Source organism: Streptomyces sp. NPDC059740, from assembly GCF_042733155.1.
In the GTDB taxonomy this organism is placed as follows: domain Bacteria; phylum Actinomycetota; class Actinomycetes; order Streptomycetales; family Streptomycetaceae; genus Streptomyces.
Window position 1 is genome coordinate 61,070 of record NZ_JBHWGP010000029.1, and the last position, 22,182, is coordinate 83,251.

A 22,182-nucleotide genomic window follows, 5' to 3' on the forward strand; every position below is an offset into this window, starting at 1 on the left:
CCTCACGCCTCCTTGGTCTCGGTGCCGGGGACGCGGCGGCGGCTGCGCAGCGGCGGCTTGGCGCCCAGTCGCTTGGGGTCAAGGCCCGACCACGGGTGGCCGGAGGAGAAGAACTTGCGGCGGGCCAGCAGCGTGACCAGCGGCTTGGTGAACAGGAAGACGACGACCACGTCGAGCAGGGTCGTCAGACCCAGCGTGAACGCGAAGCCCTGCACCTTGCCGACCGTGACGATGAAGAGCACCGCGGCGGCGAGGAAGGAGACGAAGTCGGAGACGAGGATGGTGCGCCGTGCCCGGGGCCAGGCCCGCTCCACCGAGGGCCGCAGCGAGCGTCCCTCGCGCACCTCGTCCCGGATGCGTTCGAAGTAGACGATGAAGGAGTCCGCGGTGATGCCGATGGCGACGATGGCACCGCAGACCGCCGGCAGGTTCAGCGCGAAGCCGATGGCGGGGCCGAGCAGCGTCATGATCGTGTAGGTGAGGACCGCGGAGACCACGAGGCTGGCGACCGCGACGAGCGAGAGGCCCCGGTAGTAGGCGATCAGGTAGACCAGCACCAGCGCGAAGCCGATCGCGCCGGCCACGAGGCCCGCCTCGAGCTGCTGGGAGCCGAGGGCGGCGGTGACGGTCGTCTCGTCCGCGATCTTGAAGGAGAGCGGCAGGGCACCGTAGGACAGCACGTTGGCCAGGTCCTCGGAGGACTTCTGGTCGAAGCTGCCGGAGATGGTGGCCTCGCCGCCGGGGATGGCCTTGTCCACGGAGGGCGCGGAGACCGTCTCACCGTCCAGGACGATGGCGAACTGGTTCTGCGGCGACTGCTGGGCCGCGAGCTTGCCGGTGACGTCGGTGAACTTCTTGGCGCCGGCGGAGTTGAAGCCGAGGTTGACCATCCAGCCCTGGCCCTGCTGGCTGTCGAAGCCGGCCTTGGCGCTGTCGACGTCCTTGCCCTCGACCGCGACCGGGCCCAGCACGTACTTGGCCTGGCCGTCCTTGTCGCAGGAGACGATGGTGTCGGTCGGCTTGGCGGCGGCGGCCTTCTCAGCTGCCGTGGACCGCTGGGCGGGCTTGGAGCAGTCGAGCTTCGCCAGCTGCTTCTCGATACCGGACGGCAGCGAGGCGCCGCCGGAGGCGGAGGGGGTCGGCTGGGCCGAGGGCGTGTCCGAGGCCTTCGGGGTGCCGCTCGCCGAGGGCTTCTTCAGGCTGTCGGTGACGGCCCGGCCCTGGGTGCTGGGTGAGGAGCTGCCGCTGGGCGAGGAGGCCTTGTCCCCCTTGCCGGAGGCGGTGGAGCCGGCCGACGGGCTGGAGCTGGGCTTGCCGCTGCCCGACGGGCTGCTGCTCGGGCTCTGCGAGGGCGTCGGGGTGGCCGCGGCGGCGGTGATGACCGGCCGGAAGTTGAGCTGGGCCGTGGTGCCGACCTGCTCGCGCGCCTGCTTGGCGTCCGTGCCCCGGGGGATGTTGACGACGATGTGGCTGTCGCCCTGGGTCTGGACCTCGGCCTCGGAGACACCCAGACCGTTGACGCGGCGGTTGATGATGCCGACCGCGGTCTTCATGTTGGTCGGGTTGATCGCGTCCGGCTTGCCCGGCTGGTTCTGCGCCTCGAGCGTGAAGCTCGTGCCGCCGGCGAGGTCGATGCCCAGTCGCGGGGTGAAGCTGCCCGCGACGAACATGCCGCCGACCAGGGCCACCATGACCACCAGGATGAGGGCCAGGACCCTACCCGGTTTGCTCTGGGCGCCGCTGGACCTGCGGCTGCTGCCCTTGTTCGGTGCTGCCACCTTGTCGTTTCTCCCTGTCCAACCGCCAAGGCCCGGTAGTGCGCAAGGCGGCACGAAGTGTTACGGGGACCCTAGACCCTCAAGGAACCGCGACACACCGCGCGGGGGCGGGAGCGACGCGGTTCCTGGTCGGCTGGACTTACTTGGTGTCGGAGTCGCCGGCCTTCTTCTCGGCGGCGGTCTCCTTGGCACCGGCCTCGGCCTCGGCGGGAGCAGCCGTCTCGTCGGCCTTCTCCTCCGCCTTCTCGTCCGCCTTGTCCTCGGCGGGGGCGGCCTTGGTGAGGTCCGCGGGACGGGACTCGTCCTCGGCGGGGGCCTCGGCCTTCTCCAGGGAGGTCAGGGAGGAGGCGTCGTCGGGGACGATCGGCTGCGGCTCCGCACCGTCGATGATGCGGTTGTACTCCTCGTCGGCCAGGACGACGCCGACGGCGTTCTTCGCGTAGATGGCGTGCACGCCGGGGGCGACCTCCAGGAGGACCGTCTCCTCGTGCACCTCCTTGACGGTGGCGTACATGCCACCGATGGTGCGGACGCCGCTGCCGGCCTGCATCTGGTTGCGCATCTCCGAGGCCTGCTGCTGCTTCTTCTTCGCAGACCGCGTCATCGCGAACATGGCCACGATGATCAAGAGGAGGGGGAGGAGCATGGTGAGGTTCACGGGTACGCCAGATTCCTTCGCGTGACCGCGAGGTGCGGCCGGGTGTACGGGGATGGTGGTGCCGCACCCGGGGGCACGACGTCGGCGGAGTCTAAGCGAGGGTCCGCCGCAGGAACAACGCCCAGCATGGCACCCCGGTTCCTGCCGGGGCCAATTCCGTGGCCCCTCTCACGCCGGCCGGGCCGTGCGCCGCACCACGTCCGGCGGGCGATCCGGGCGGGGCTGCCGCCTCAGGCCCCGAAGAGGTCCTGCTGCCCGTTGCCGGCGAGCGGGGCCTGCCGCGGGGGCTCCAGGCCCATGTGGGACCAGGCACCGAGCGTCGCGATCCGGCCACGCGGCGTGCGCGCCAGCAGCCCCTCGCGCACCAGGAACGGCTCGGCGACCTCCTCGACGGTCTCGCGCTCCTCCCCCACGGCCACCGCGAGGGTCGACAGCCCGACCGGGCCGCCGCCGAACAGCTTCAGCAGGGCGTGCAGCACGGCCCGGTCCAGGCGGTCCAGCCCGCGGGCGTCGACCTCGTAGACGTCCAGCGCCTGGGCGGCCGTCTCCCGGGTGATGACGCCGTCGGACTTGACCTGGGCGTAGTCCCGGACCCGGCGCAGCAGGCGGTTGGCGATGCGGGGGGTGCCGCGGGAGCGGCCGGCGATCTCGGCGGCTCCCTCCGGCTCCAGCTCCACCTCCAGCAGGCCGGCGGAGCGGTGCAGCACGCGTTCGAGTTCGGTCGGGGCGTAGAACTCCATGTGGGCGGTGAAGCCGAAGCGGTCACGCAGCGGCGGCGGCAGCAGCCCGGCCCGGGTGGTGGCGCCGACCAGGGTGAACGGCGGCAGCTCCAGCGGAATGGCGGTGGCGCCGGGGCCCTTGCCGACGATGACGTCGACGCGGAAGTCCTCCATCGCCATGTAGAGCATCTCCTCGGCCGGCCGCGACATGCGGTGGATCTCGTCGAGGAAGAGCACCTCGCCCTCCTGGAGGGAGGAGAGTATGGCCGCGAGGTCGCCGGCGTGCTGGATGGCGGGGCCCGAGGTGATGCGGATCGGGGCGCCCATCTCGGCGGCGATGATCATCGAGAGGGTGGTCTTGCCCAGACCCGGGGCGCCCGAGAGCAGGACGTGGTCGGCCGTGGCGCCGCGGGCCCGGGCGGCGCGCAGCACCAGGTCCAGCTGTTCGCGGACGCGTTCCTGGCCGACGAACTCTTCCAGGTCCTTGGGGCGCAGCGCCGCCTCGACCGCCGAGTCCTCGCTGTCGGCGCCGCCGCCCACCAGCCGGTCGGCGCCGGCGTCCGCGGCGAAGGACTCGTCGCGTTCGGTGGTCTCGGTGTCTTCGTCCCAGTTCACTGCGGGTGCCTCATAGGTCGGGGGCGGGCGGGGAAGGGCGGGCCGGGGTGCGGCGTGGGGCTCAGCGGGTCCGGTTGAGGTTCCGCAGCGCGGCCTTGAGCAGCTGGGACACCTCGGGCCGGCCGCCCTCGGCACTCGCCGCCTCGGCCTGCGGGGCGACCGCGGCGACGGCCTCGTCGGCCTCGCGGGTGGCGTAGCCCAGGCCGACCAGGGCCGCGTGCAGCTGGTCGCGCCAACCCTGCGTCACGGGGGTGCCGACGCCGGCGGCGCGGGCGGTGCCGAGCGGTTCGCCCAGGCGGTCCTTCAGCTCCAGCAGCAGTTTCTGCGCCCCCTTCTTCCCGATGCCGGAGACGGCGGTCAGCGCCTTCTCGTCACCGGTGGCGACGGCGAGGCGGAGCGCGTCGGGCGTGTGGACGGCCAGCATGGCCTGGGCCAGGCGCGGTCCGACGCCGCTGGCGGTCTGCAGGAGTTCGAAGGTCTGCCGCTCGTCGTCGTCCGCGAAGCCGTAGAGGGTGAGGGAGTCCTCCCGCACCACCAGGGAGGTCGCCAGCCGGGCGGGCTGTCCCACCCGGAGGGCGGCGAGGGTGTTCGGCGTGCACTGGACGGCCATGCCGACGCCGCCGACCTCGACGACGGCGGTGTCGGGGGCCAGGGCTGCGACCGGGCCGGAGACGAAGGCGATCATCGGGTGCCTCTCTGGGGTGGCGCCGCCGCCCGGCGCGGCGACGTGAGGGGTGCGGAGGGGGCGCGGCGGGCCGCGGCCTGCGCCTGCTGGAGGCGGTTCACGGCGGGGGCGCGCCAGATGTGGCAGATGGCCAGGGCCAGCGCGTCGGCGGCGTCGGCGGGGCGCGGGGGTTCGGCCAGCCGCAGGAGGCGGGTGACCATGGCGCCGACCTGGGCCTTGTCCGCCCGCCCCGAGCCGGTGACGGCGGCCTTGACCTCACTGGGGGTGTGCAGCGCCACCGGCAGGCCCCGGCGGGCGGCGCAGAGCATGGCGACGGCGCTGGCCTGGGCGGTGCCCATGGCGGTGCGGACGTTGTGCTGGCTGAAGACCCGCTCCACCGCGACGTACTCGGGGCGGTGCTCCTCGAACCACTGCTCCAGACCGCGTTCGACCAGCAGCAGTCGCTCGGCGATGTCCGCGTCGGCGGGGGTGCGGACGACGCCCACGCCGGCCATGGTCAGCGGGCGGCCCGCGACGCCCTCGACGACGCCCACGCCGCAGCGGGTCAGGCCCGGGTCGACCCCCAGCACCTTCATCTACGGCTCCCCTCCCCCGGTACCGGCCGGTGCGCGCCGGCGGCGGACGTCCACACACGCGTTCCAGCAGCGTATCGGCCGCCACTGACAGGGTGCGGCAACGGTGACGGGCCGGCGCGGGGTGGCCGCACTCGGCACCGGTGCGCCTGGCTCAGGCGTCGACCTTGGCCATGACGTCGTCGGAGACGTCGAAGTTGGCGAAGACGTTCTGCACGTCGTCGCTGTCCTCCAGGGCGTCGATCAGCTTGAAGATCTTGCGGGCGCCCTCCTCGTCGAGTTCGACCTGCATGGTCGGGACGAAGTTGGCGTCGGCCGAGTCGTAGTCGATCCCGGCCTCCTGGAGCGCGGTGCGCACCGACACCAGGTCGGTGGCCTCGCTGAGGACCTCGAAGGACTCGCCGAGGTCGTTGACCTCCTCGGCACCCGCGTCGAGCACCGCGCCGAGGACGTCGTCCTCACCGAGTTCGCCCTTGGGCACGATCACGACGCCCTTGCGGTTGAAGAGGTAGGAGACCGAACCGGGGTCGGCCATGGAGCCGCCGTTGCGGGTCATGGCGACGCGCACGTCCGAGGCGGCGCGGTTGCGGTTGTCGGTGAGGCACTCGATGAGCACCGCGACACCGTTGGGCCCGTAACCCTCGTACATGATCGTCTCGTAGTCCGCGCCGCCGGCCTCCAGGCCCGCGCCGCGCTTGACCGCGGAGTCGATGTTCTTGTTGGGGACCGACTGCTTCTTCGCCTTCTGGATGGCGTCGTAGAGCGTCGGGTTGCCCTCGGGGTCGGAGCCGCCCATGCGGGCGGCGACCTCGATGTTCTTGATGAGCTTGGCGAAGAGCTTGCCGCGCTTGGCGTCGATCACGGCCTTCTTGTGCTTCGTCGTAGCCCATTTAGAGTGGCCGGACATCCGCCTGTCTCCTTCGCGTAACCCACTACTGCAACGAACGCCTGAGATCCTACCGAAACGCGCTGCGCGCCCGTCACGCGCGGCGAACACGTGACGGGCGCACCGCCCGCGGGCTGTCGGCCCGGTGGACTTCAGGCGGCGGCGGGGGCGGTACCGCGCGCCTCGGCGGCCATCGAGACGAACAGTCCGTGCAGCCGGTGGTCGCCGGTCAGCTCCGGGTGGAAGGACGTGGCCAGGACGTTGCCCTGCCGCACCGCGACGGTGTGGCCGTCGTGGACGGCGAGCACCTGGGCGGCCTCGCCCACCGACTCCACCCAGGGCGCCCGGATGAAGACGCCGCGTACCGGGCCGCCCGCCACCCCGGACACCTCGACGTCGGCCTCGAAGGACTCGTTCTGCCGCCCGAAGGCGTTGCGCCGCACGGTCATGTCGACGCCGCCGAGCGTGTGCTGGTCCGGACGTCCGTCCAGCAGCCGGTCGGCGAGCATGATCATGCCGGCGCAGGTGCCGTAGACCGGGCGGCCGGCCGCGACGAAGGCGCGCAGCGGCTCCAGCAGCCCGAAGGCGACCGCCAGGTTGGACATGGTGGTGGACTCGCCGCCGGGCACGACCAGTCCGTCGAGGTCGGCCAGTTCCTCGGGACGGCGCACCTGCCGCCCCTCGGCGCCCACGCCGGCGAGCGCCGCGAGGTGTTCGCGGACGTCCCCCTGGAGGGCGAGGACGCCGATGACGGGATCGCTCATACCGGTGCTCACCAGCCGCGGTTGGCGTACCGCTCCGCCTCGGGGAGCGTGTCGCAGTTGATGCCGACCATGGCCTCGCCGAGGTTGCGGGAGGCGTCCGCGACGACCTTGGGGTCGTCGTAGAAGGTGGTGGCCTTGACGATGGCGGCGGCGCGCTTGCCCGGGTCGCCGGACTTGAAGATGCCCGAGCCGACGAAGACGCCCTCGGCGCCGAGCTGGCGCATCAGCGCCGCGTCGGCCGGGGTGGCCACGCCGCCGGCGGAGAAGAGCACCACGGGCAGCTTGCCGAGTTCGGCGACCTCGCGGACCAGCTCGAAGGGGGCGCGCAGCTCCTTCGCGGCGGCGTACAGCTCGTTGTTGTCGCAGCCGCGGAGCTTGGCGATCTCGCCCTTGATCTGGCGCAGGTGGCGCACCGCCTCGACGACGTTGCCGGTGCCCGCCTCGCCCTTGGAGCGGATCATCGCGGCGCCCTCGGCGATGCGGCGCAGGGCCTCGCCGAGGTTGGTGGCGCCGCAGACGAAGGGGGTGGTGAAGGCGAACTTGTCGGAGTGGTTGACCTCGTCGGCGGGGGTGAGGACCTCGGACTCGTCGATGTAGTCGACGCCGAGCGCCTGGAGCACCTGGGCCTCGACGAAGTGGCCGATGCGGGACTTGGCCATGACGGGGATGGAGACCGCGTCGATGATGCCCTCGATCATGTCGGGGTCCGACATGCGGGCCACGCCGCCGTCCTTGCGGATGTCGGCGGGGACGCGTTCCAGGGCCATGACCGCGACGGCGCCCGCGTCCTCGGCGATCTTCGCCTGCTCGGGCGTGACGACGTCCATGATCACGCCGCCCTTGAGCTGCTCGGCCATGCCGCGCTTCACGCGGGCGGTGCCCGTCTGCGGGCCGGTCGGCGTCGTCGTGGCGCTGGAGTCGGTGGACACGGGGACCTCACTGATGTGCGTCGGGAATGGGTCGCTGATGCGAGGAAACAACCCGGCCCAAGGCCCTGAAAAGGGCCAATCCGCACCCGGTGGCTCTTCCGGCCTCAGCTGCCCGCGGCGCCGTCGAGTGTGCGGGGCGGCTCGTCGTCCATCTCGAAGGCCATCGGGAAGGGGGCGTGGCCGGCCAGCCGGAGCCACCGCACCGTCCGGTGCCGGCGTACCGCGCGGGCGGCGCGCACCGCGTCGTTGTGGAAGCGGCGTGCCATCGGGACCCGTCGTACGGCGGCCGTCAGCTCGGTGACCGTCTGCTCACCCCCGGGGGCCTCGCGGACCACGTCCAGTTGGCCGGGTTCGCCCAGGACGGCGCGGAGCGCCTCGCTCAGTTCGCTCTCGGCGACCTCGCGCCGCTCCTCCTCGGCCTGCCGCGCCTCGTGGGCGGCCTGGTACAGCACGATGGAGGCCGCGGGGTCGAGCACCCCGGAGGTGCCGAGCTCCTGCGCCACCGAGGCGCGCCGCAGGAGCTGGGCGTCGAGTGCGGCGCGGGCCGCGTCGATCCGGGCGTGCAGGCGGTCCAGTCGGCCGGCGGTCCAGCTCAGGTACACGCCGATCACGACGAGCGCCACGACGATCCAGATGAAGGTGGTCACGCCGGGCCACAGTACCGGGCCGCCCGCCCGGGTGCGGCGCCCCGCGGTCCGGGCCCGCCTCCCGGAGGTCCGGGGAGCCTGCGCGGCGGGAGGCGCCCGAAGGAGCCCCGTCGCCGGGTGGTGCCGTCAGTCGCGAGCCAGGCCCCAGCGGGCGCGCAGTCCGACGCGCTCGTCGGTGTCGACGGCGGCGGCGCCGTCCGCGACGGTCTCGTAGACGGCGAGGATGTCGGCGCCGACGGTCTCCCAGTCGAAGCGCCGCACGTGGCTGGTGCCCAGTGCGCTGAGTTCGGCCAGGCGCCCGGGGTCGCGCAGCAGGCGGACGGCCGCGGCGGCCAGTGCGTCGGCGTCCTCGTTGGCGAAGAGCTCGCCGGCCCTGCCCTGGTCCAGGACCTGTGCGAAGGCGTCGAGGTCGCTGGCGAGCACCGGGGCGCCGGCCGAGAGCGCCTCGACCAGGATGATGCCGAAGGACTCGCCGCCGGTGTTGGGCGCGACGTAGAGGTCGACGCTGCGCAGCAGCCGGGCCTTGTCCTCGTCGGTGACCATGCCGAGGAAGGTGACGCGGTCCCGCAGTTCGGCGGGGAGGCCGGCGACGGCCTCGCGCTGGTCGCCGCGTCCGGCCACCAGGAGCCGGGCGCCGGGCAGTTGCTCCACGATGGCGGGCAGGGCCCGCATGAGGACGGGCAGGCCCTTGCGGGGTTCGTCGATGCGGCCGATGAAGCCGATGGTCGGGGCCGCACCGCGGTCGCCGTCCCGGGTCGCGGCACTGACGCCCTGCCACTCGGGCGCCGGCTCGGCGCGGGCGAAGAAGTCGACGTCGACTCCGTTGGGGATGACGACGGCGTCGCCCCCGAGGTGTTCCACGAGGGTGCGCCTGGCGTACTCGCTGACGGCGATGCGCGCGCTGATCTTCTCCAGGGCGGGCTGGAGGATGGGGTAGGCGGCGATCATGGCGCGGGACCGCGGGTTGGAGGTGTGGAAGGTGGCGACGATCGGCCCCTGCGCCGCCCAGCAGCTGAGCAGGCCCAGCGAGGGCGAGGCGGGCTCGTGGATGTGGATGACGTCGAAGGCCCCGTCGTGGAGCCAGCGGCGGACCCGGGCGGCGGAGAGGAAGCCGAAGTTGAGGCGGGCGACCGAGCCGTTGTAGGGCACCGGGACGGCCCGGCCCGCGGAGACCACGTAGGGCGGCAGCGGCGTTTCGTCGTCGGCGGGCGCGAGGACGGAGACGTCGTGGCCGCCGGCCACGAGGTGCTCGGCGAGGTCGCGGATGTGGAACTGCACACCGCCGGGAACGTCCCAGGAGTACGGGCAGACGATGCCGATTCTCACGCGTTCTCCGTTCGGCCGGCGTCCTCGCGCGAGGTGGCGTCGCCGGACGGGGCGGGGCTGCTCCCGGGAGCGGCCGAGGGGGCGGTGGCGGCGCCGTCGGGTGCGTCGAGGTCGTCGAGCCACAGGCGCTGGAGCATGTGCCAGTCGTGCGGGTGGGCGGCGATGCCGGAGGCGAAGGCGTCCGCCACCGCCTGCGTCATGGCCGCGGCCTTCTCCTTGCGGGTTCCGCTCTGCGGCACCTCGACGGGTGCGTGGACCCGGCCGCCCATCCGGGGCGGCGCCTCGTACCAGAGGGTGACGGGCAGCAGGGCGGCCCCCGTCTGGAGGGCGAGCATCGCCGGGCCGGCGGGCATGCTGGCCCGCTCGCCGAAGAAGTCGACCGGTACGCCGGAGCTGGAGAGGTCGCGGTCGGCCACCAGGCAGACGGCACCGCCGGAACGCAGCCGGCGGGCCAGCTTGCCGAAGGCGGCGCCGCCGGTGTGCGGCAGCACCTCCATGCCCAGGCCCTCGCGGTAGGCGACGAAGCGGTCGTAGAGCGCCTCGGGCTTGAGTCGCTCGGCGACGGTGGTGAAGGGGATGCCGAGCACGGTGGAGAGCCAGGCGCCGGCGAGGTCCCAGTTGGCCAGGTGCGGCAGCGCGACGACTGCTCCCCGGCCCTCCGCCATAGCCTTGCGCAGGTGGTCGACGCCCTCGGGCGCGAAGTTCGCGGCGATCCGCTCCGGGGTCCAGCTCGGCAGCCGGAAGGACTCCATCCAGTAGCGCAGGTAGGAGCGCATCGCGAAGCGGGAGAGCCGGTGCAGTTCCGCCTCGTCCGCGTGGGGCACGACCCGTGCCAGGTTGGCCTCCAGGCGGCGCACGCCCTTGCCGCGGCGCTGCCAGGCGGCGTCGGCCAGGGAGCGGCCGAGCCGGCCGGCCACGGGTTCGGGCAGCCGGCGGACTCCGGCCCAGCCCGCGCCGTACAGGGCGTCGGTGAGCCGGTCGCGCTGCTCGGCGGTGACAAGGGTGCGGTTCACGCGGTGGTTCCCCCCTGGGAGACGGTTTCGGCTGCCGCCTCGGCCTCGGCGGACTCGCGGCGCACCGTCACCACCCGCTGTCCGAGGGTGACGGCGCTGCCGGCGGCGACCGCCCACAGGGCGACGGGCAGCAGGTACTGGATGCCGGGCACGCCGAACATGTGGAGGCCGGAGAAGCCGCAGGCGACCAGGGAGATCACCAGCCGCTCGGCGCGCTCCACCAGCCCGTTGACGTTCACCGGCAGGCCGATGCTCTCGCCGCGGGCCTTGGTGTAGGAGACCACCTGCCCGCTGGCCAGGCAGAAGATGGTGACGGCGCAGAGGGTCAGCGAGTCGCCGCGCCCGGCGTACCACAGGGCCAGCCCGCCGAAGATCGCCGCGTCGGCGACGCGGTCGAGGGTGGAGTCCAGGAACGCGCCCCACCGGCTGGAGCGGCCGAGCTGCCGCGCCATGTTGCCGTCCACCAGGTCGGAGAAGACGAACAGCGTGATGACGACCGTGCCCCAGAAGAACTGCCCCATGGGGTAGAAGACCAGGGCGCCGGCCACGACGCCTCCGGTGCCGATCAGAGTGACGGCGTCGGGGCTCACGCCGAGGCGGATGAGCAGGGCGGCGAACGGCGTGAGGACACGCGTGAAGAACGCACGCGCGTACTTGTTCAGCATGGCCTTCCCGAAGGGTCGTGGCGGGCCGGGCGACAGGGGAGGCCCCCGGCTGGCCCATGGTAGCCACGCGCCACGACGCCCGTCGCACCGCGCACGGCGGGCCGCCGACCCGCTGCCGCCCGGCCCGTGCCCGCCCCGGCTGCGGGCCTGCGCCGCTCGGGCCCGCGGTGGCGGGCCGCAGCCCGGACGCGCGGGCGCGGCCCGTCGCCGACGGGCACGGTGTCCGGCTGGCGCGGGGGCCGGCCGGCGGGCGCCGTGACGTGACGGTTCCCACCCGGCGGGCCGCCGGGTGGGCCGTAGCCGTCACTTCGCCGGACCCACTCCCGTGCCCGGGGTCAGGACAGGGTGCAGAGGGTCCCGTTGAGGCGGACGGCGGTCGGTGCCGGGTTGGCGCCGTCGTTGGCCCCGGTGAACCCGAAGGTGGCGGTGGAGGCACCGTGGGCGGCGAGGACCGGGGCCCCGGCCTGGCTGGTGACCCGGACGTGGCTGCCGCTCTGGCTGAACACGGCGTTCCAGCCGGAGGAGACGGACTGCCCGCCGGAGGGCCAGTCGAAGTCGAGGGTCCAGCCGTCGAGCGGGGTGTCTCCCAGGTTGGTGGCGGTCATCGAGGCCACGAACCCGTTCCCCCAGCCGTTGTCCACGTGGTAAGTGACCGCGCAGGTGCTGGTCCGGGGGCTGGTGGTGGTGAACGTCAGCGGGTCGGAGGGGGCCGAGAGGCGGCCGGCGGAGTCGGCGGCCAGGACGTCCACCGCGTGGGTGGAGCCGGCCGGGAGGTTGCGCAGCGTGGCGGTGGTGCCGTCGGTCTCGGCGACCAGCTGGCTGTGGCCGCCCGCCTTCTCGTAGACCTCGTAGCGGGCGGCTCCGGCGGCCGCGGGCCAGCTCAGGGTCGCGGTGGTGTCGGTGGCCGCGTCCAGTCGCGGGGTTCCCGGAGCCTGTGCCTTCGAGGCGGCCGGGCCGGTGCCGGCTTGCGGGTGCAGGGTCAGGGTGGTCAGGGAGTAGGGGGCGACGGTCACCCGGGAGGCCGTGGCGGAGCCGGTGGCGTCGGTGAGGTCGGTGTCGCCTCGGGCGTAGCGGGTCACCTGCGGCGCGCCGGCCGCCGGGGTGAAGCCGTCGAAGTGCAGGTCGACCTCGCGGGAGGCACCGGGGTCCTTGTTGACCACCAGGACGCCGAGGTCGCCGTTGCGGTGCTGCACCGCGTGGACCGAGACCTGCGGGTCGGTGGCGCTCGCGCCCACCATGGTGTCGCCGGTGGCCCCGAGCGCGGTCAGCATCTTCATGCCGTAGTAGGGGTGGAAGGGCGTGTTGGCCGCGGGCTCGCACACCTCGCCGGTGCAGGTGGCACTGGAGAGCATGCCCATGTCGCCGTAGTCGGTCTCGCCGTCGACGGTCGTGATCTGGCCGGCGGCGTTGTGGGTGTCCCACCAGTCGACGTTGGTGACGCCGTTCTCCAGCGCGGTCATCATCGCGTCGGCGGCGAACAGCCCGTTGGGCCGCCCGGTGAGCCGCGAGCCCCCGGTGTTGGTGTTGACCTCGGTCATGGTGATCTCGACGTCCCGCGAGTGCGCGCCGGCGTACCGGTCGAGCTGGGCGCGCACCTCCCGCAGTTCGCCGGGGAGCTGCGCCACCTTGGTGAGTGCGGCGTCGGCGTCGTCGCCGCCCGGGTACCAGTGGACGCTGACGAAGTCCACGTCGTGGGCGACCGCCGCGAGCACCACGTGGTTCCAGTCCCCCTCGTCGCCGGAACCCACCACGCCGTCGGGCCAGTTGCCCGGCATCGTGAGGACGGCCCCAATCCTGACGTTTGGGTCGACGGCCCGCATCGCTGTCGCGTACGCCTTGACCTGCCGGGCGTACTCGGCGGGGCTCAGGTCGGCGTGGGTGTCGCTCTCCCAGCCGCTGCCGTAGTGGCCGTTGCCGTAGATCTCGTTGCCGATCTCCCAGTACCGGGCGCCGTAGCCCTTGGTGACGTTGGCGTACCGGACCCAGTCGGCTGCCTCCTGCGGGGTGCCGGTCCCGTAGTTGGCGATGATGACGGGTTGCGCGCCGGCGGTCCGCACGGTCTTCATGAAGTCGTCGAAGCCGGTGCCGGGCGCCACGTAGCCGCCGGGCGCGCTGTGGTCCTTCCAGTGGTAGATGTCGGCGTACGAGCCGCCGGGATAGCGCATCGCACCCACCCCCGCGTCCTTCATCAGGGACGCCACCTCGGGGTCGTTCATGTGCGGGTCCCAGATGGCGGCGTTGACGCCGCGGGCCGCGCCGCTGAGCGTGGACAGCGATCCCCGGGCGTCGACGGTGACGTCCACTCCGGACGGCGTGTCGGCCGCCGCCTGCGGGGCGGCCTGGGCGAACGGCGCGACGGCGAGGACAGCCGCCAGGGCGGTGACGAGTCCGGCCAGTCGCCGGGCGGGCCGGCCGAGCGGGGCGCGGCTGCGGCCGGACGGGGTGGGTGACGGTGGCACGACGAGTTCTCCCTCGGGCTCACCCGCGGCCCCGGGCTGGTCGCCGGGGAACGCGGTGCTGGGGTGGCGTGGTGCGTTCCTCCGCGACGACCGGTGGCGGGCACCGGGACATGGGAGCGCTCCCAATATGGGGAGCGCAGGGGTCGGTGTCAACGCCCGTGCGGTCGACCGCACTTGCGCGGGCGTGCCCCCGTCCGCCCTCCCGTACGCGGCTGCGCCGCACCCCCCGGCGGCGGTAACCTGCTCACCGGGCGGTCCGTTCAGGTGTACGCACCGTCAGACGGGGGAAGGGCCGCAGCAGTGCGGACGTGCGGTGTTCCGGTGGAGGGGGCGGCGAAGTGGCGGACGGTTTCGACTTCCAGCCGGGTGCGGAGGTTCCGCTCTCCGGCGCGGCGGGCCAGACCGCGGCGACGCAGGCGCTGGCCTCCGTCGCCTATCGCGACAGCGCGCTGGCCGCCATCAGCGACGCCGACTCCGACATCGCCACCTCGGGGTTCACCCCGCCCCGGCTGTCGATGTTCGAGCCCAACCTGGGGGAGGCGTTCGCCCGCGCCGTGCAGGTGCGGATGCTCGGCGGCGGCCGGGCCGCGATGATCCAGTCCTTCGGGATGGAGCCGCGCACCGTCGTCGAGCACTGCCTGGCCGCCTCCCGCATCCGCCGGCTGCGCGACACCCGCCTCACGGCCCTGGTGGCCGTCTTCGGGCTGGTCTTCCTCCCCGGCGCGCTGCTCTGGCTGGCCGGTTTCCAACTGCGGCGCGCCCTGCGGCGCTTCAACGGTTCGGGGACGGCCGCGCTCGGCGGCGTGATCCTGTTCCTGGTGGCGGGCCTGGGCGTCCTCTTCCTGCTCCGGCCGCCGTTCTCCGGGCTGCCGGGGCTGTACGTGCGGCTGGTGGTCTGGGTGCCGGCGGTCGGCTGGTGGTGGGCCAAACGCATCTGCGAGGCCACCGCGCGGGACCTGCGGGACTCATGGTCGGGCCTGCTGGCCGGCGGCGGCGTGGGCCCGAAGATCCCCGAGGCGGTGCCGCGCGACCCCAACCACACGGCCGCCGAGGAGCTGCGCCAGAGCCTGGCCCGGCTGGACGCGGAGCAGAAGAGCAACGTCGTCTTCTACGCGGGCCCGCGCGGGATACTGGGGATGGGTACCCGGTGGGGCAGTTGGCAGATGGCGGAGGAGCTGCGGCCGGCGAAGTCCGGTGGCGAGATCCACCCCTTCCGCAGCTACGACGTGATCCGGGCCGTGCACGACCGGCTCAAGCAGCTGGAGCGCAGCCCCCTGCACACCGGAGGCTTCCGGCGTCCGCCCTCGGTGCGCCACTGGATCGTCTCCCCCGTCGGTGAGAAGGCGACGAAGGTGGGCCGGCCGGAGGGGGCCCACATGGACGGCTACCAGGTCCGCGGCCACGAGATCGAACGCATATGCAACGAGCAGCAGTTCGGCGCCGGTGACCGCCACTACCTCGGTGTGCAGTTCGTGGAGTGGGACGGCCAGCTGGTGCTGACGATGCTCATCACCGTCACGGTGCTCCACGAGACGCTGCGTGTCGAGGTCACCGGCCACGCCCTGGGCCCGGTGCACCCCCTGTTCACCTCCGGCCCGCCCGACCGCACCAAGACCGTCCCCAAGACCGTGCGGTTCTGGGAGACCAAGACCCACAACCTGCCGCTGGTGGAGCCCTCGGAGGTGGTGCGGCAGACCGTGCGCGCGCCCCTGACCTGGTTCCCCCCGGTGCTGGATTTCCTCGGCGGGAAACTGGTGCTGCCCGAGCCCTTCGGTCTGCGGCACGCCTGGGCCGACAAGCCCTGGCGCCACCGCTTCATGGCGGACGACGCGATGCGCGTGGCCACCCCCGTGCTGCGGGTGGTGCACAACGCGACCCTGCACGTCCTGCGGGAGAACGGCGTGGACACCGAACGCTTCGAGGGCCGCTCGCTGTTCCTCAGCGGCCAGGTGCAGGACCCGCAGCCGAAGCTGGCGGACGAGTACAGCGCCTGACCGCGCCCACGACGGCCGCGGCGGCTGGTCCGCGGCCGGACCGGCTCAGCTCGGCCAGGCCTCCGCCAGCATGGTGCGCGTGTCGGCCAGGAGCTGGGGCAGCACCCGGGTCTGCGCGACGACCGGCATGAAGTTGGTGTCGCCGCCCCAGCGGGGCACCACGTGCTGGTGGAGGTGGGCGGCGATGCCGGCGCCGGCCACGCTGCCCTGGTTCATGCCGATGTTGAAGCCGTGCGCGCCGGAGGCGGTGCGCAGCGCGGTCATCGCCTGCTTGGTCAGTTCGCCCAGCTCGGCCGTCTCGGCGGCGTCGAGCTCGGTGTAGTCGGCGACGTGCCGGAAGGGGACCACCATGAGGTGCCCGCCGTTGTACGGGTAGAGGTTGAGCACGGCGTAGACGTGCCGCCCGCGCCGGACCACCAGGCCGTCCTCGTCCGACTTGGAGGGGATGGTGCAGAAGGGGCAGCCGTCGCCGGCGCCCGGGCCGCTCGGCTTGTTCTCACCCTGGATGTAGGCCATCCGGTGGGGCGTCCACAGGCGCTGGAAGGCGTCCTGGGTGCCTACTCCGATCTGCTGCTCCGGCTCACTCGTCATACCGGCCAGCATATGGCGTCGCCCGCGGGCAGCGTGTCGCTGGGGGCGGGGCCCGGCCCGCGGCGGGGATGCTGGGGCGGTGGAGACCGCCGAGAGCGAGAAACGCCTGCTGGGCTGGGAGTGGCACGGCTTCTGGCCGCTGATGGCCGCGTCGGGCCTGTTCCTGGCCGCCTACGCGGTGCTCGTCCTGGACACCTCGCTGCACGGTGCCTGGCGGACGCTGTGGTGGGTGGTCCTCCTCGCCTGCTGGGGCCTGTTCGTGGCGGACTACCTGGTGCGGCTGGTGCTCGCCGAGGACCGGCGTCGCTTCGTGCGCACCCGCTGGCTGGACCTGGTGGTCACCCTCCTGCCCCTGCTGCGTCCGGTCCGCGTGGTGGACGTGCAGGACCGGGTGCGGCTGCGGGAGGCCCGACCGCGGCTGGGCCTGGAGGCCAGAGTGATGGCCTACACCGGCCTGGCCACGGTGCTCATCGGCTTCGCCGCGGCACTGGCGGTCTACCAGGCCGAGCGGGGTACGCCCGGCACCACCGTGCGCGACTTCGGTGACGCGCTGTGGTGGGCCTCCTCCGCGCTGACCACCACCGGATACGGCGACGTGGTGCCGGTCACGGCGCGGGGCCGGACGGTGGGAGCCGTGCTGGGCTTCCTGGGGGTGGCGCTGGTGGGCGCGGTGGTCGGCTCGTTCTCGTCGTGGTTGCTGCGCCGGTTCGACAGGCGGGAGCAGAGCTGAGCCTGCTGCCCCTGCGGGGCCGGGAAAGCCGCCGGCCCCGCAGGGACCGTGGGTCCTGCGGGGCCGGCGGCGCGGTGTGTCAGACCTGCACGCGGCGCTCCACGGCGTCGAGGATCTCCGCGATCGCCTCGTCCTTCGGGATGCCGTTCTTCTGCGAGCCGTCGCGGTAGCGGAAGGAGACGGCGCCCGCCGCGACGTCCTCGTCACCGGCGATGACCATGAAGGGCACCTTGGACTTCTGCGCGTTGCGGATCTTCTTCTGCATGCGGTCCGCCGAGGAGTCGACGTCCATGCGCAGTCCCTTGGCGCGCGCCTGGGTGGCGAACTCCTGCAGGTAGGGGACGTGGCTGTCGCCGATCGGGATGCCGGTGGCCTGCACGGGTGCGAGCCAGGCGGGGAAGGCGCCCGCGTAGTGCTCCAGCAGGACGGCGAAGAACCGCTCGATGGAGCCGAAGAGCGCGCGGTGGATCATGACGGGGCGCTGCTTGGTGCCGTCGGCGGAGGTGTACTCCAGGTCGAAGCGCTCCGGCAGGTTGAAGTCCAGCTGGACGGTGGACATCTGCCAGGTCCGGCCGATGGCGTCGCGCGCCTGGACGGAGATCTTCGGGCCGTAGAACGCGGCGCCGCCCGGGTCGGGCACCAGCGGCAGCCCCTGCTTCTCGGCGACCTCGGCGAGCGTGCGGGTGGCCTCCTCCCACGCCTCGTCCGAGCCGACGAACTTCTCCGGGTCCTTGGTCGACAGCTCCAGGTAGAAGTCGGTGAGGCCGTAGTCCCGCAGCAGGTTGAGGACGAAGGTGAGCGTGCGGTCGAGCTCCTCGGCCATCTGGTCGCGGGTGCAGTAGATGTGCGCGTCGTCCTGGGTGAAGCCGCGGGCCCGGGTCAGGCCGTGCACCACGCCGGACTTCTCGTAGCGGTAGACGGTGCCGAACTCGAAGAGCCGCAGGGGCAGTTCACGGTAGGAGCGGCCCCGCGCATCGAAGACCAGGTTGTGCATGGGGCAGTTCATGGGCTTGAGGTAGTAGTCCACGCCCTCGTCGAGCTGCATGGGCGGGTACATGCCGTCGGCGTACCAGTCCAGGTGGCCCGACTTCTCGAAGAGCTTCCCCTTCGTCGCGTGCGGGGTGTAGACGAACTCGTAGCCCTCCTCCTCGTGCCGGCGGCGCGAGTAGTCCTCCATGACCCGGCGGATGATGCCGCCGCGGGGGTGGAAGACGGCGAGGCCCGAGCCGATCTCCTCGGGGATGGAGAAGAGGTCGAGTTCCGCACCGAGCTTGCGGTGGTCGCGCTTCTCGGCCTCGGCGAGGAACTCCAGGTACGCCTTGAGCTCGTCCTTGGACGGCCAGGCGGTGCCGTAGATGCGCTGGAGCTGCGGGTTCTTCTCGCTGCCGCGCCAGTACGCGGCGGCCGAGCGCATCAGCCTGAACGCCGGGATGGCCCGGGTGCTGGGCAGGTGCGGGCCGCGGCAGAGATCCTTCCAGCACAGCTCGCCGGTCTTGGCGTCGAGGTTGTCGTAGATGGTCAGCTCGCCGGCGCCGACCTCGGCCGAGGCGCCCTCGGCCGCGTCCTCCGCGCCCGAGCCCTTCAGCCCGATCAGCTCCAGCTTGTACGGCTCGGCGGCCAGCTCCTCGCGGGCCGCCTCGTCGGTGACCGCGCGGCGCGAGAAGCGCTGGCCCCGCTTCTGGATCTCCTGCATCTTCTTCTCGATGCGCTTGAGGTCCTCGGGGGTGAACGGCGTCTCGACGTCGAAGTCGTAGTAGAAGCCGTCCTTGACGGGCGGGCCGATGCCGAGCTTGGCCTCCGGGAAGAGCTCCTGCACGGCCTGGGCCATGACGTGCGCGGTGGAGTGGCGCAGGATGGCGAGGCCGTCGTCGCTGGTGATCTCCACCGGCTCGACCTCGTCACCGTCGGCGACCTGGTGGGCGAGGTCGCGCAGCTGCCCGGCGACGCGGGCGGCGACCACGGAGCGCTCGCCCTGGAAGAGGTCGGCGGCCGTAGTGCCCGTGCTCACCACGCGTTCTTCCCGCTCGGAATCGCGCTGGATGACCACACGGACGTCTGACACCGGTCTCTCCTGACTCTTGTCTGGGCTACGGCAGCGAGCGCTGCGGTCCAGATCGTACCGAGCCGGGTGCCGCCGGTCCTAAACGGATTCCGGCGGCACCTCCTTCGGCGGTGCCCCGGGGGCCTGACCTGGCTCCGGCCGGGCCGCCCCGCCGCAGGCCTCCTCCAGGTAGTCGACGTTCTCCTGGAGCGCCTTGACCATGCGGTCCCGCTCGTCGTCGTCGACCTGCACGGGGACCACCCCGCGGGCCCCGGTCACCCGCCGGAACCCGCCGCGGCTCTCCAGCCGCCCGGTGAACCGGACGGGTAGCCCCACCAGGTGGGCGTGGCCGGCGGTGCGGTAGTCCTCCTCCTGGAGGGTGGCGCGCACCTCTCCGACGTCGGCACCGGCCAGCACTCGCAGCCGCACGCTGCCGGGTCCGTCCGGGCCCTCCCGGCGCAGCCGCACCACCGTCCCGGTCACCTCCACCGGCAGGGACGGCTCGCCCCGGGCGTAGCGGCGGGCGGCGCGCTGGAGGGCCGGCAGGTCGCCGGGGGAGAACTCCACCGGCTCCGGCTGGGCGGTGAACCCGGCGGCCGGCCCGGCCATCAGCGACCAGCGCACCGAGATCCGCGCCCCCTGCGACCCGCGGACCAGCGCCATCAGGGCCTGCACCAGTTCGTGGCAGACGCCGAGGTTCACCGCCGCGTCGAAGGCGGACATACCCCCGGTGGCCCGCTGGAAGTCGGTGGCGTCACGGGTGGCGTGCAGGGCCCGCTGGAGCCCGGCGACGGCGGGCCGGCCGGCCTCCACCGGCACGTAGGCGGTCAGCCGCCGGCCCTGCGTGGCCGGTCCCACCACCACGTGGTGCAGGAAGGCCTCGGCCCTGCGCCGGTGCCGGGCCCCGTGGTAACCGACCTGTTCGATCGTGCCGAGCGCCCCGGCGACCAGCATCGCGCGGACGGCGGCCCGCAGCTGCTCCTGCGCCTCCCACGCCACGGCTCCCCCGCCGTCGTCCGGCACCTCGCGCTCCCACTGCACCTCGTCGCCCGGGGCGGCGAGCTGGGCCAAGACCTCGCGGGCGGAGGGCTCGGCGCTGTGGACGAGGGCGGTGAGCGCCTCGGCGAGCAGTTCGTCGGTGTCGGCGAAGGCGCGGCTGCTGGGCACCAGGAGACTGGTCGCGACGGGCCTGCCGGGCGGTGTCCAGCGGGTGTACTGGCCGCCGGCCCCGGTGCGGCTGCGCCAGCCGTGGCGGGCCAGCAGGGCGGCCAGCATCTCGGGGGCCATCGAGGAGGGGTCGGGGAGCCGGGGGACGGGCAGGTCGCGTGGTTCGACGGGGTGGTACGTCACGGTGTGCCTCCCGCTCCGACCCGCGCCATGATCTCCCGCAGCGCCCGGTCGTCGAAGATCCGCGCGGTGGACAACCGCACGGTGGTCCGGTTCCGGCCGGTCACGGCGTGGCCGGCGAGGTTGGTCCAGTAGCAGCAGTGCCGCAGCGCGAGACGGTCGTGGCCGGCCTCGACCCAGGCGTCCCGGTCGCGGGGCGCGAGCATCACCACGAGTATCTTCGGCACGGCCACCGGGGTGCGGGCCAGTTTCCGCAGGTGGGCGTTGTCCAGCGAGAAGCCGAAGCTGCCGCCGCTCGGGCGCGGCGCCACCTGGTAGGTGCACTTGAGCTGCACCTTGATGGTGACCTCGTCGTCCACGAGGTGGTCGGAGCTGTGGCTGACGTGCCAGTCGACGCCGTCGTCGGGGAAGGGCTGGGCGAGGGAGCAGCCGGCTGCCGCGGCGATCGCGTGCAGGTAGCCGACCTGGAGCGTCTCCATGCAGGCGGTGGTGGCCAGGGAGCCGCGCGGAGCGGGGGTCCCCGGGAGCGCCGCGGGGTCGGGCTGGGCCAGCACCATCGCACACACGCCTCTCACGCGTCGTCGTGACGGGACCGGGGTGCCGGGCCCGCCCGGGGCGCCCGCACGGGCGGCGGGAGCGGGTCGGTGGGGCCGGGGGCGTCCGTCACGCGTCCAGGGGTTCCGCCGGCCGTGGCGGCGGGGTTCCGGCGCGGCCGGCCGGTGGCGGGTGGCCCGCCGGGGGCGCCCTGGGGCAGGCCCGGCGGGCCGTCACGGAGGAAGGGGGACGCTTCCGCGCCACTCGGCCCGCAGGGCCTCCTCGCGTTGTCGTCCACCTGTTTTGTCTCCCCGTCAAGTACGCGGCAAACCCACACGATTGGAACGACCCGGCGCAGGGGTATCACCCCGTCAGGCGGCCGAGACGGCCACGGGGAGAGCGAGTGCGGGGAGTTGGGATGACACCGTGCTGGTATGAGGGCCCACTGGCCTCATTCGACACCGAGACCACGGGAGTCGACGTGGAGAACGACCGCGTCGTCTCCGCGGCGCTGGTCGTGCAGGAGACGCCGCGGTCGGTGCCGCGGGTGACGCGCTGGCTGGTCAACCCGGGCGTGGAGATACCGCCGGCCGCCACCGAGGTGCACGGCCTGACGCCGGACCACCTGGCCCGCTTCGGACGCTGGCCCGCCCCGGTGGTGGACGAGGTGGCGCGGGCCCTGGCCGACCAGGCGCTGGCGGGCCGCCCGCTGGTGGTGATGAACGCCCCCTTCGACCTGACGCTGCTGGACCGCGAGTTGCGGCGCCACCGCGCCTCCTCCCTCGCCCGCTACCTGGGCCAGCGGCGGCTCTGCGTCCTGGACCCACGGGTGCTGGACCGGCACCTGGACCGCTACCGCAAGGGCCGGCGCACCCTCAGCGACCTGTGCGAGCTCTACGAGGTGGAGTTGGACGGCGCACACGACGCCGCGGCGGACGCGCTGGCGGCCCTCGGGGTGGTGCGGGCGATAGGCCGCCGCTACGCCCCGCGGCTGGAGCAGTACTCGCTGCCCGAGCTGCACGCCCGGCAGGTGACCTGGCACGCGGCGCAGGCACAGGGACTGCAGGCGTTCTTCGCCCGCAACGGTTCGCCGGAGGCGGTGGACCACAACTGGCCGCTCCGCCCGGGGCTGCCCGCCGCAGCGTGAGCGGTCCGGCCGCCGGCCCGCGCGGATGCGCCACACACAACGCAGCGGGCGGAACCTTCGGTTGAAGGTTCCGCCCGCTGCG

The 22,182-nt window shown here is 73.2% G+C and carries 20 protein-coding genes; 3 read left to right on the top strand and 17 right to left on the bottom strand.

All coding sequences use genetic code 11. The features are described 5' to 3' along the window. Positions 1-2: 2 nt before the first annotated feature. The 13 genes from secD to ACFV3R_RS26380 all read right to left on the bottom strand — a co-directional run bounded on the left by secD (position 3) and on the right by ACFV3R_RS26380 (position 13,716). Positions 3-1,778: a protein translocase subunit SecD gene (gene secD / locus ACFV3R_RS26320; protein WP_385588077.1), complete on the bottom strand. Its 1,776-nt coding sequence runs from the start codon at positions 1,776-1,778 to the stop codon at positions 3-5. Between the two features lie 139 nt (positions 1,779-1,917). Then, positions 1,918-2,436, bottom strand: coding sequence for a preprotein translocase subunit YajC (yajC, locus tag ACFV3R_RS26325; RefSeq protein WP_385588080.1), 519 nt, complete (start codon positions 2,434-2,436; stop codon positions 1,918-1,920). A gap of 230 nt (positions 2,437-2,666) precedes the next feature. Further along, positions 2,667-3,770, bottom strand: a complete 1,104-nt coding sequence (ruvB, locus tag ACFV3R_RS26330; RefSeq protein ID WP_385588083.1) for a Holliday junction branch migration DNA helicase RuvB — start codon at positions 3,768-3,770, stop codon at positions 2,667-2,669. Between the two features lie 61 nt (positions 3,771-3,831). Next, positions 3,832-4,455, bottom strand: a complete 624-nt coding sequence (gene ruvA, locus ACFV3R_RS26335; protein WP_385588086.1) for a Holliday junction branch migration protein RuvA — start codon at positions 4,453-4,455, stop codon at positions 3,832-3,834. Next, the gene (ruvC, locus tag ACFV3R_RS26340; protein WP_385588089.1) at positions 4,452-5,030 is read right to left on the bottom strand and encodes a crossover junction endodeoxyribonuclease RuvC; all 579 of its coding nucleotides are present in this window, start codon (positions 5,028-5,030) and stop codon (positions 4,452-4,454) included. Before ruvC ends, ruvA begins: the two co-directional genes overlap by 4 nt. Positions 5,031-5,181: 151 nt before the next feature. Beyond that, entirely contained in the window at positions 5,182-5,934 is a 753-nt protein-coding gene (locus ACFV3R_RS26345) for a YebC/PmpR family DNA-binding transcriptional regulator (protein WP_385588092.1), read from the bottom strand. 131 nt (positions 5,935-6,065) lie between these two features. Continuing rightward, complete coding sequence (pdxT, locus tag ACFV3R_RS26350; RefSeq protein ID WP_385588095.1) at positions 6,066-6,677, bottom strand: pyridoxal 5'-phosphate synthase glutaminase subunit PdxT; 612 nt, start codon at positions 6,675-6,677, stop codon at positions 6,066-6,068. An 8-nt stretch (positions 6,678-6,685) separates the two neighbouring features. Then, on the bottom strand, positions 6,686-7,606 hold the full coding sequence (pdxS, locus tag ACFV3R_RS26355; RefSeq protein ID WP_385588098.1) for a pyridoxal 5'-phosphate synthase lyase subunit PdxS: 921 nt from the start codon (positions 7,604-7,606) through the stop codon (positions 6,686-6,688). A gap of 104 nt (positions 7,607-7,710) precedes the next feature. Beyond that, entirely contained in the window at positions 7,711-8,253 is a 543-nt protein-coding gene (locus ACFV3R_RS26360) for a hypothetical protein (RefSeq protein WP_385588101.1), read from the bottom strand. A 126-nt stretch (positions 8,254-8,379) separates the two neighbouring features. Next, positions 8,380-9,579 (bottom strand): glycosyltransferase family 4 protein, encoded by a 1,200-nt coding sequence (locus tag ACFV3R_RS26365; RefSeq protein ID WP_385588104.1) that lies wholly within the window; start codon positions 9,577-9,579, stop codon positions 8,380-8,382. Beyond that, positions 9,576-10,592, bottom strand: a complete 1,017-nt coding sequence (locus ACFV3R_RS26370; protein ID WP_385588107.1) for a phosphatidylinositol mannoside acyltransferase — start codon at positions 10,590-10,592, stop codon at positions 9,576-9,578. Before ACFV3R_RS26370 ends, ACFV3R_RS26365 begins: the two co-directional genes overlap by 4 nt. Beyond that, positions 10,589-11,257, bottom strand: a complete 669-nt coding sequence (gene pgsA, locus ACFV3R_RS26375; RefSeq protein WP_385588110.1) for a phosphatidylinositol phosphate synthase — start codon at positions 11,255-11,257, stop codon at positions 10,589-10,591. The genes ACFV3R_RS26370 and pgsA overlap by 4 nt, the downstream gene beginning before the upstream one ends. A 335-nt stretch (positions 11,258-11,592) precedes the next feature. Next, positions 11,593-13,716: a cellulose binding domain-containing protein gene (locus ACFV3R_RS26380; protein WP_385588113.1), complete on the bottom strand. Its 2,124-nt coding sequence runs from the start codon at positions 13,714-13,716 to the stop codon at positions 11,593-11,595. A gap of 338 nt (positions 13,717-14,054) precedes the next feature. Between ACFV3R_RS26380 and ACFV3R_RS26385 the strand changes: the two genes are divergently transcribed. Further along, positions 14,055-15,710, top strand: coding sequence for a hypothetical protein (locus tag ACFV3R_RS26385; RefSeq protein ID WP_385588116.1), 1,656 nt, complete (start codon positions 14,055-14,057; stop codon positions 15,708-15,710). A 45-nt stretch (positions 15,711-15,755) separates the two neighbouring features. Here the strand turns inward: ACFV3R_RS26385 and ACFV3R_RS26390 are convergent, their stop codons facing one another. Continuing rightward, positions 15,756-16,313 carry an HIT family protein gene (locus ACFV3R_RS26390; protein ID WP_385588119.1) on the bottom strand — a complete coding sequence of 186 codons (558 nt, stop codon included), beginning with the start codon at positions 16,311-16,313 and terminating at the stop codon, positions 15,756-15,758. A 67-nt stretch (positions 16,314-16,380) separates the two neighbouring features. Here ACFV3R_RS26390 and ACFV3R_RS26395 point away from each other — a divergent pair, with 67 nt between their 5' ends. Beyond that, positions 16,381-17,031, top strand: coding sequence for a potassium channel family protein (locus tag ACFV3R_RS26395; RefSeq protein ID WP_385588122.1), 651 nt, complete (start codon positions 16,381-16,383; stop codon positions 17,029-17,031). 79 nt (positions 17,032-17,110) lie between these two features. Here the strand turns inward: ACFV3R_RS26395 and thrS are convergent, their stop codons facing one another. The 3 genes from thrS to ACFV3R_RS26410 all read right to left on the bottom strand — a co-directional run bounded on the left by thrS (position 17,111) and on the right by ACFV3R_RS26410 (position 20,976). Further along, a complete protein-coding gene (gene thrS, locus ACFV3R_RS26400) occupies positions 17,111-19,093 on the bottom strand; it encodes a threonine--tRNA ligase (protein ID WP_385588124.1) in 1,983 nt (660 codons plus the stop codon). A gap of 78 nt (positions 19,094-19,171) precedes the next feature. Then, entirely contained in the window at positions 19,172-20,359 is a 1,188-nt protein-coding gene (locus tag ACFV3R_RS26405) for a hypothetical protein (RefSeq protein WP_385588171.1), read from the bottom strand. Between the two features lie 59 nt (positions 20,360-20,418). Beyond that, positions 20,419-20,976, bottom strand: coding sequence for a DUF4365 domain-containing protein (locus ACFV3R_RS26410; RefSeq protein WP_385588127.1), 558 nt, complete (start codon positions 20,974-20,976; stop codon positions 20,419-20,421). Between the two features lie 395 nt (positions 20,977-21,371). On the opposite strand from ACFV3R_RS26410, the gene ACFV3R_RS26415 reads away from it, so the two are divergent. Further along, positions 21,372-22,100, top strand: a complete 729-nt coding sequence (locus ACFV3R_RS26415; protein WP_385588131.1) for an exonuclease domain-containing protein — start codon at positions 21,372-21,374, stop codon at positions 22,098-22,100. The last annotated feature ends 82 nt before the right edge of the window (positions 22,101-22,182 follow it).

What these genes read in the sequence shown, in the direction of transcription:
- pdxT (WP_385588095.1), bottom strand. Translation starts at nt 6,677, where the DNA reads ATGAGCGATCCCGTCATCGGCGTCCTCGCCCTCCAGGGGGACGTCCGC.
- ACFV3R_RS26405 (WP_385588171.1), bottom strand. Translation starts at nt 20,359, where the DNA reads ATGGCCCCCGAGATGCTGGCCGCCCTGCTGGCCCGCCACGGCTGGCGC.
- ACFV3R_RS26390 (WP_385588119.1), bottom strand. Translation starts at nt 16,313, where the DNA reads ATGCTGGCCGGTATGACGAGTGAGCCGGAGCAGCAGATCGGAGTAGGC.
- ACFV3R_RS26345 (WP_385588092.1), bottom strand. Translation starts at nt 5,934, where the DNA reads ATGTCCGGCCACTCTAAATGGGCTACGACGAAGCACAAGAAGGCCGTG.
- ACFV3R_RS26415 (WP_385588131.1), top strand. Translation starts at nt 21,372, where the DNA reads ATGACACCGTGCTGGTATGAGGGCCCACTGGCCTCATTCGACACCGAG.
- ruvC (WP_385588089.1), bottom strand. Translation starts at nt 5,030, where the DNA reads ATGAAGGTGCTGGGGGTCGACCCGGGCCTGACCCGCTGCGGCGTGGGC.
- pgsA (WP_385588110.1), bottom strand. Translation starts at nt 11,257, where the DNA reads ATGCTGAACAAGTACGCGCGTGCGTTCTTCACGCGTGTCCTCACGCCG.
- ruvA (WP_385588086.1), bottom strand. Translation starts at nt 4,455, where the DNA reads ATGATCGCCTTCGTCTCCGGCCCGGTCGCAGCCCTGGCCCCCGACACC.
- ACFV3R_RS26410 (WP_385588127.1), bottom strand. Translation starts at nt 20,976, where the DNA reads ATGGTGCTGGCCCAGCCCGACCCCGCGGCGCTCCCGGGGACCCCCGCT.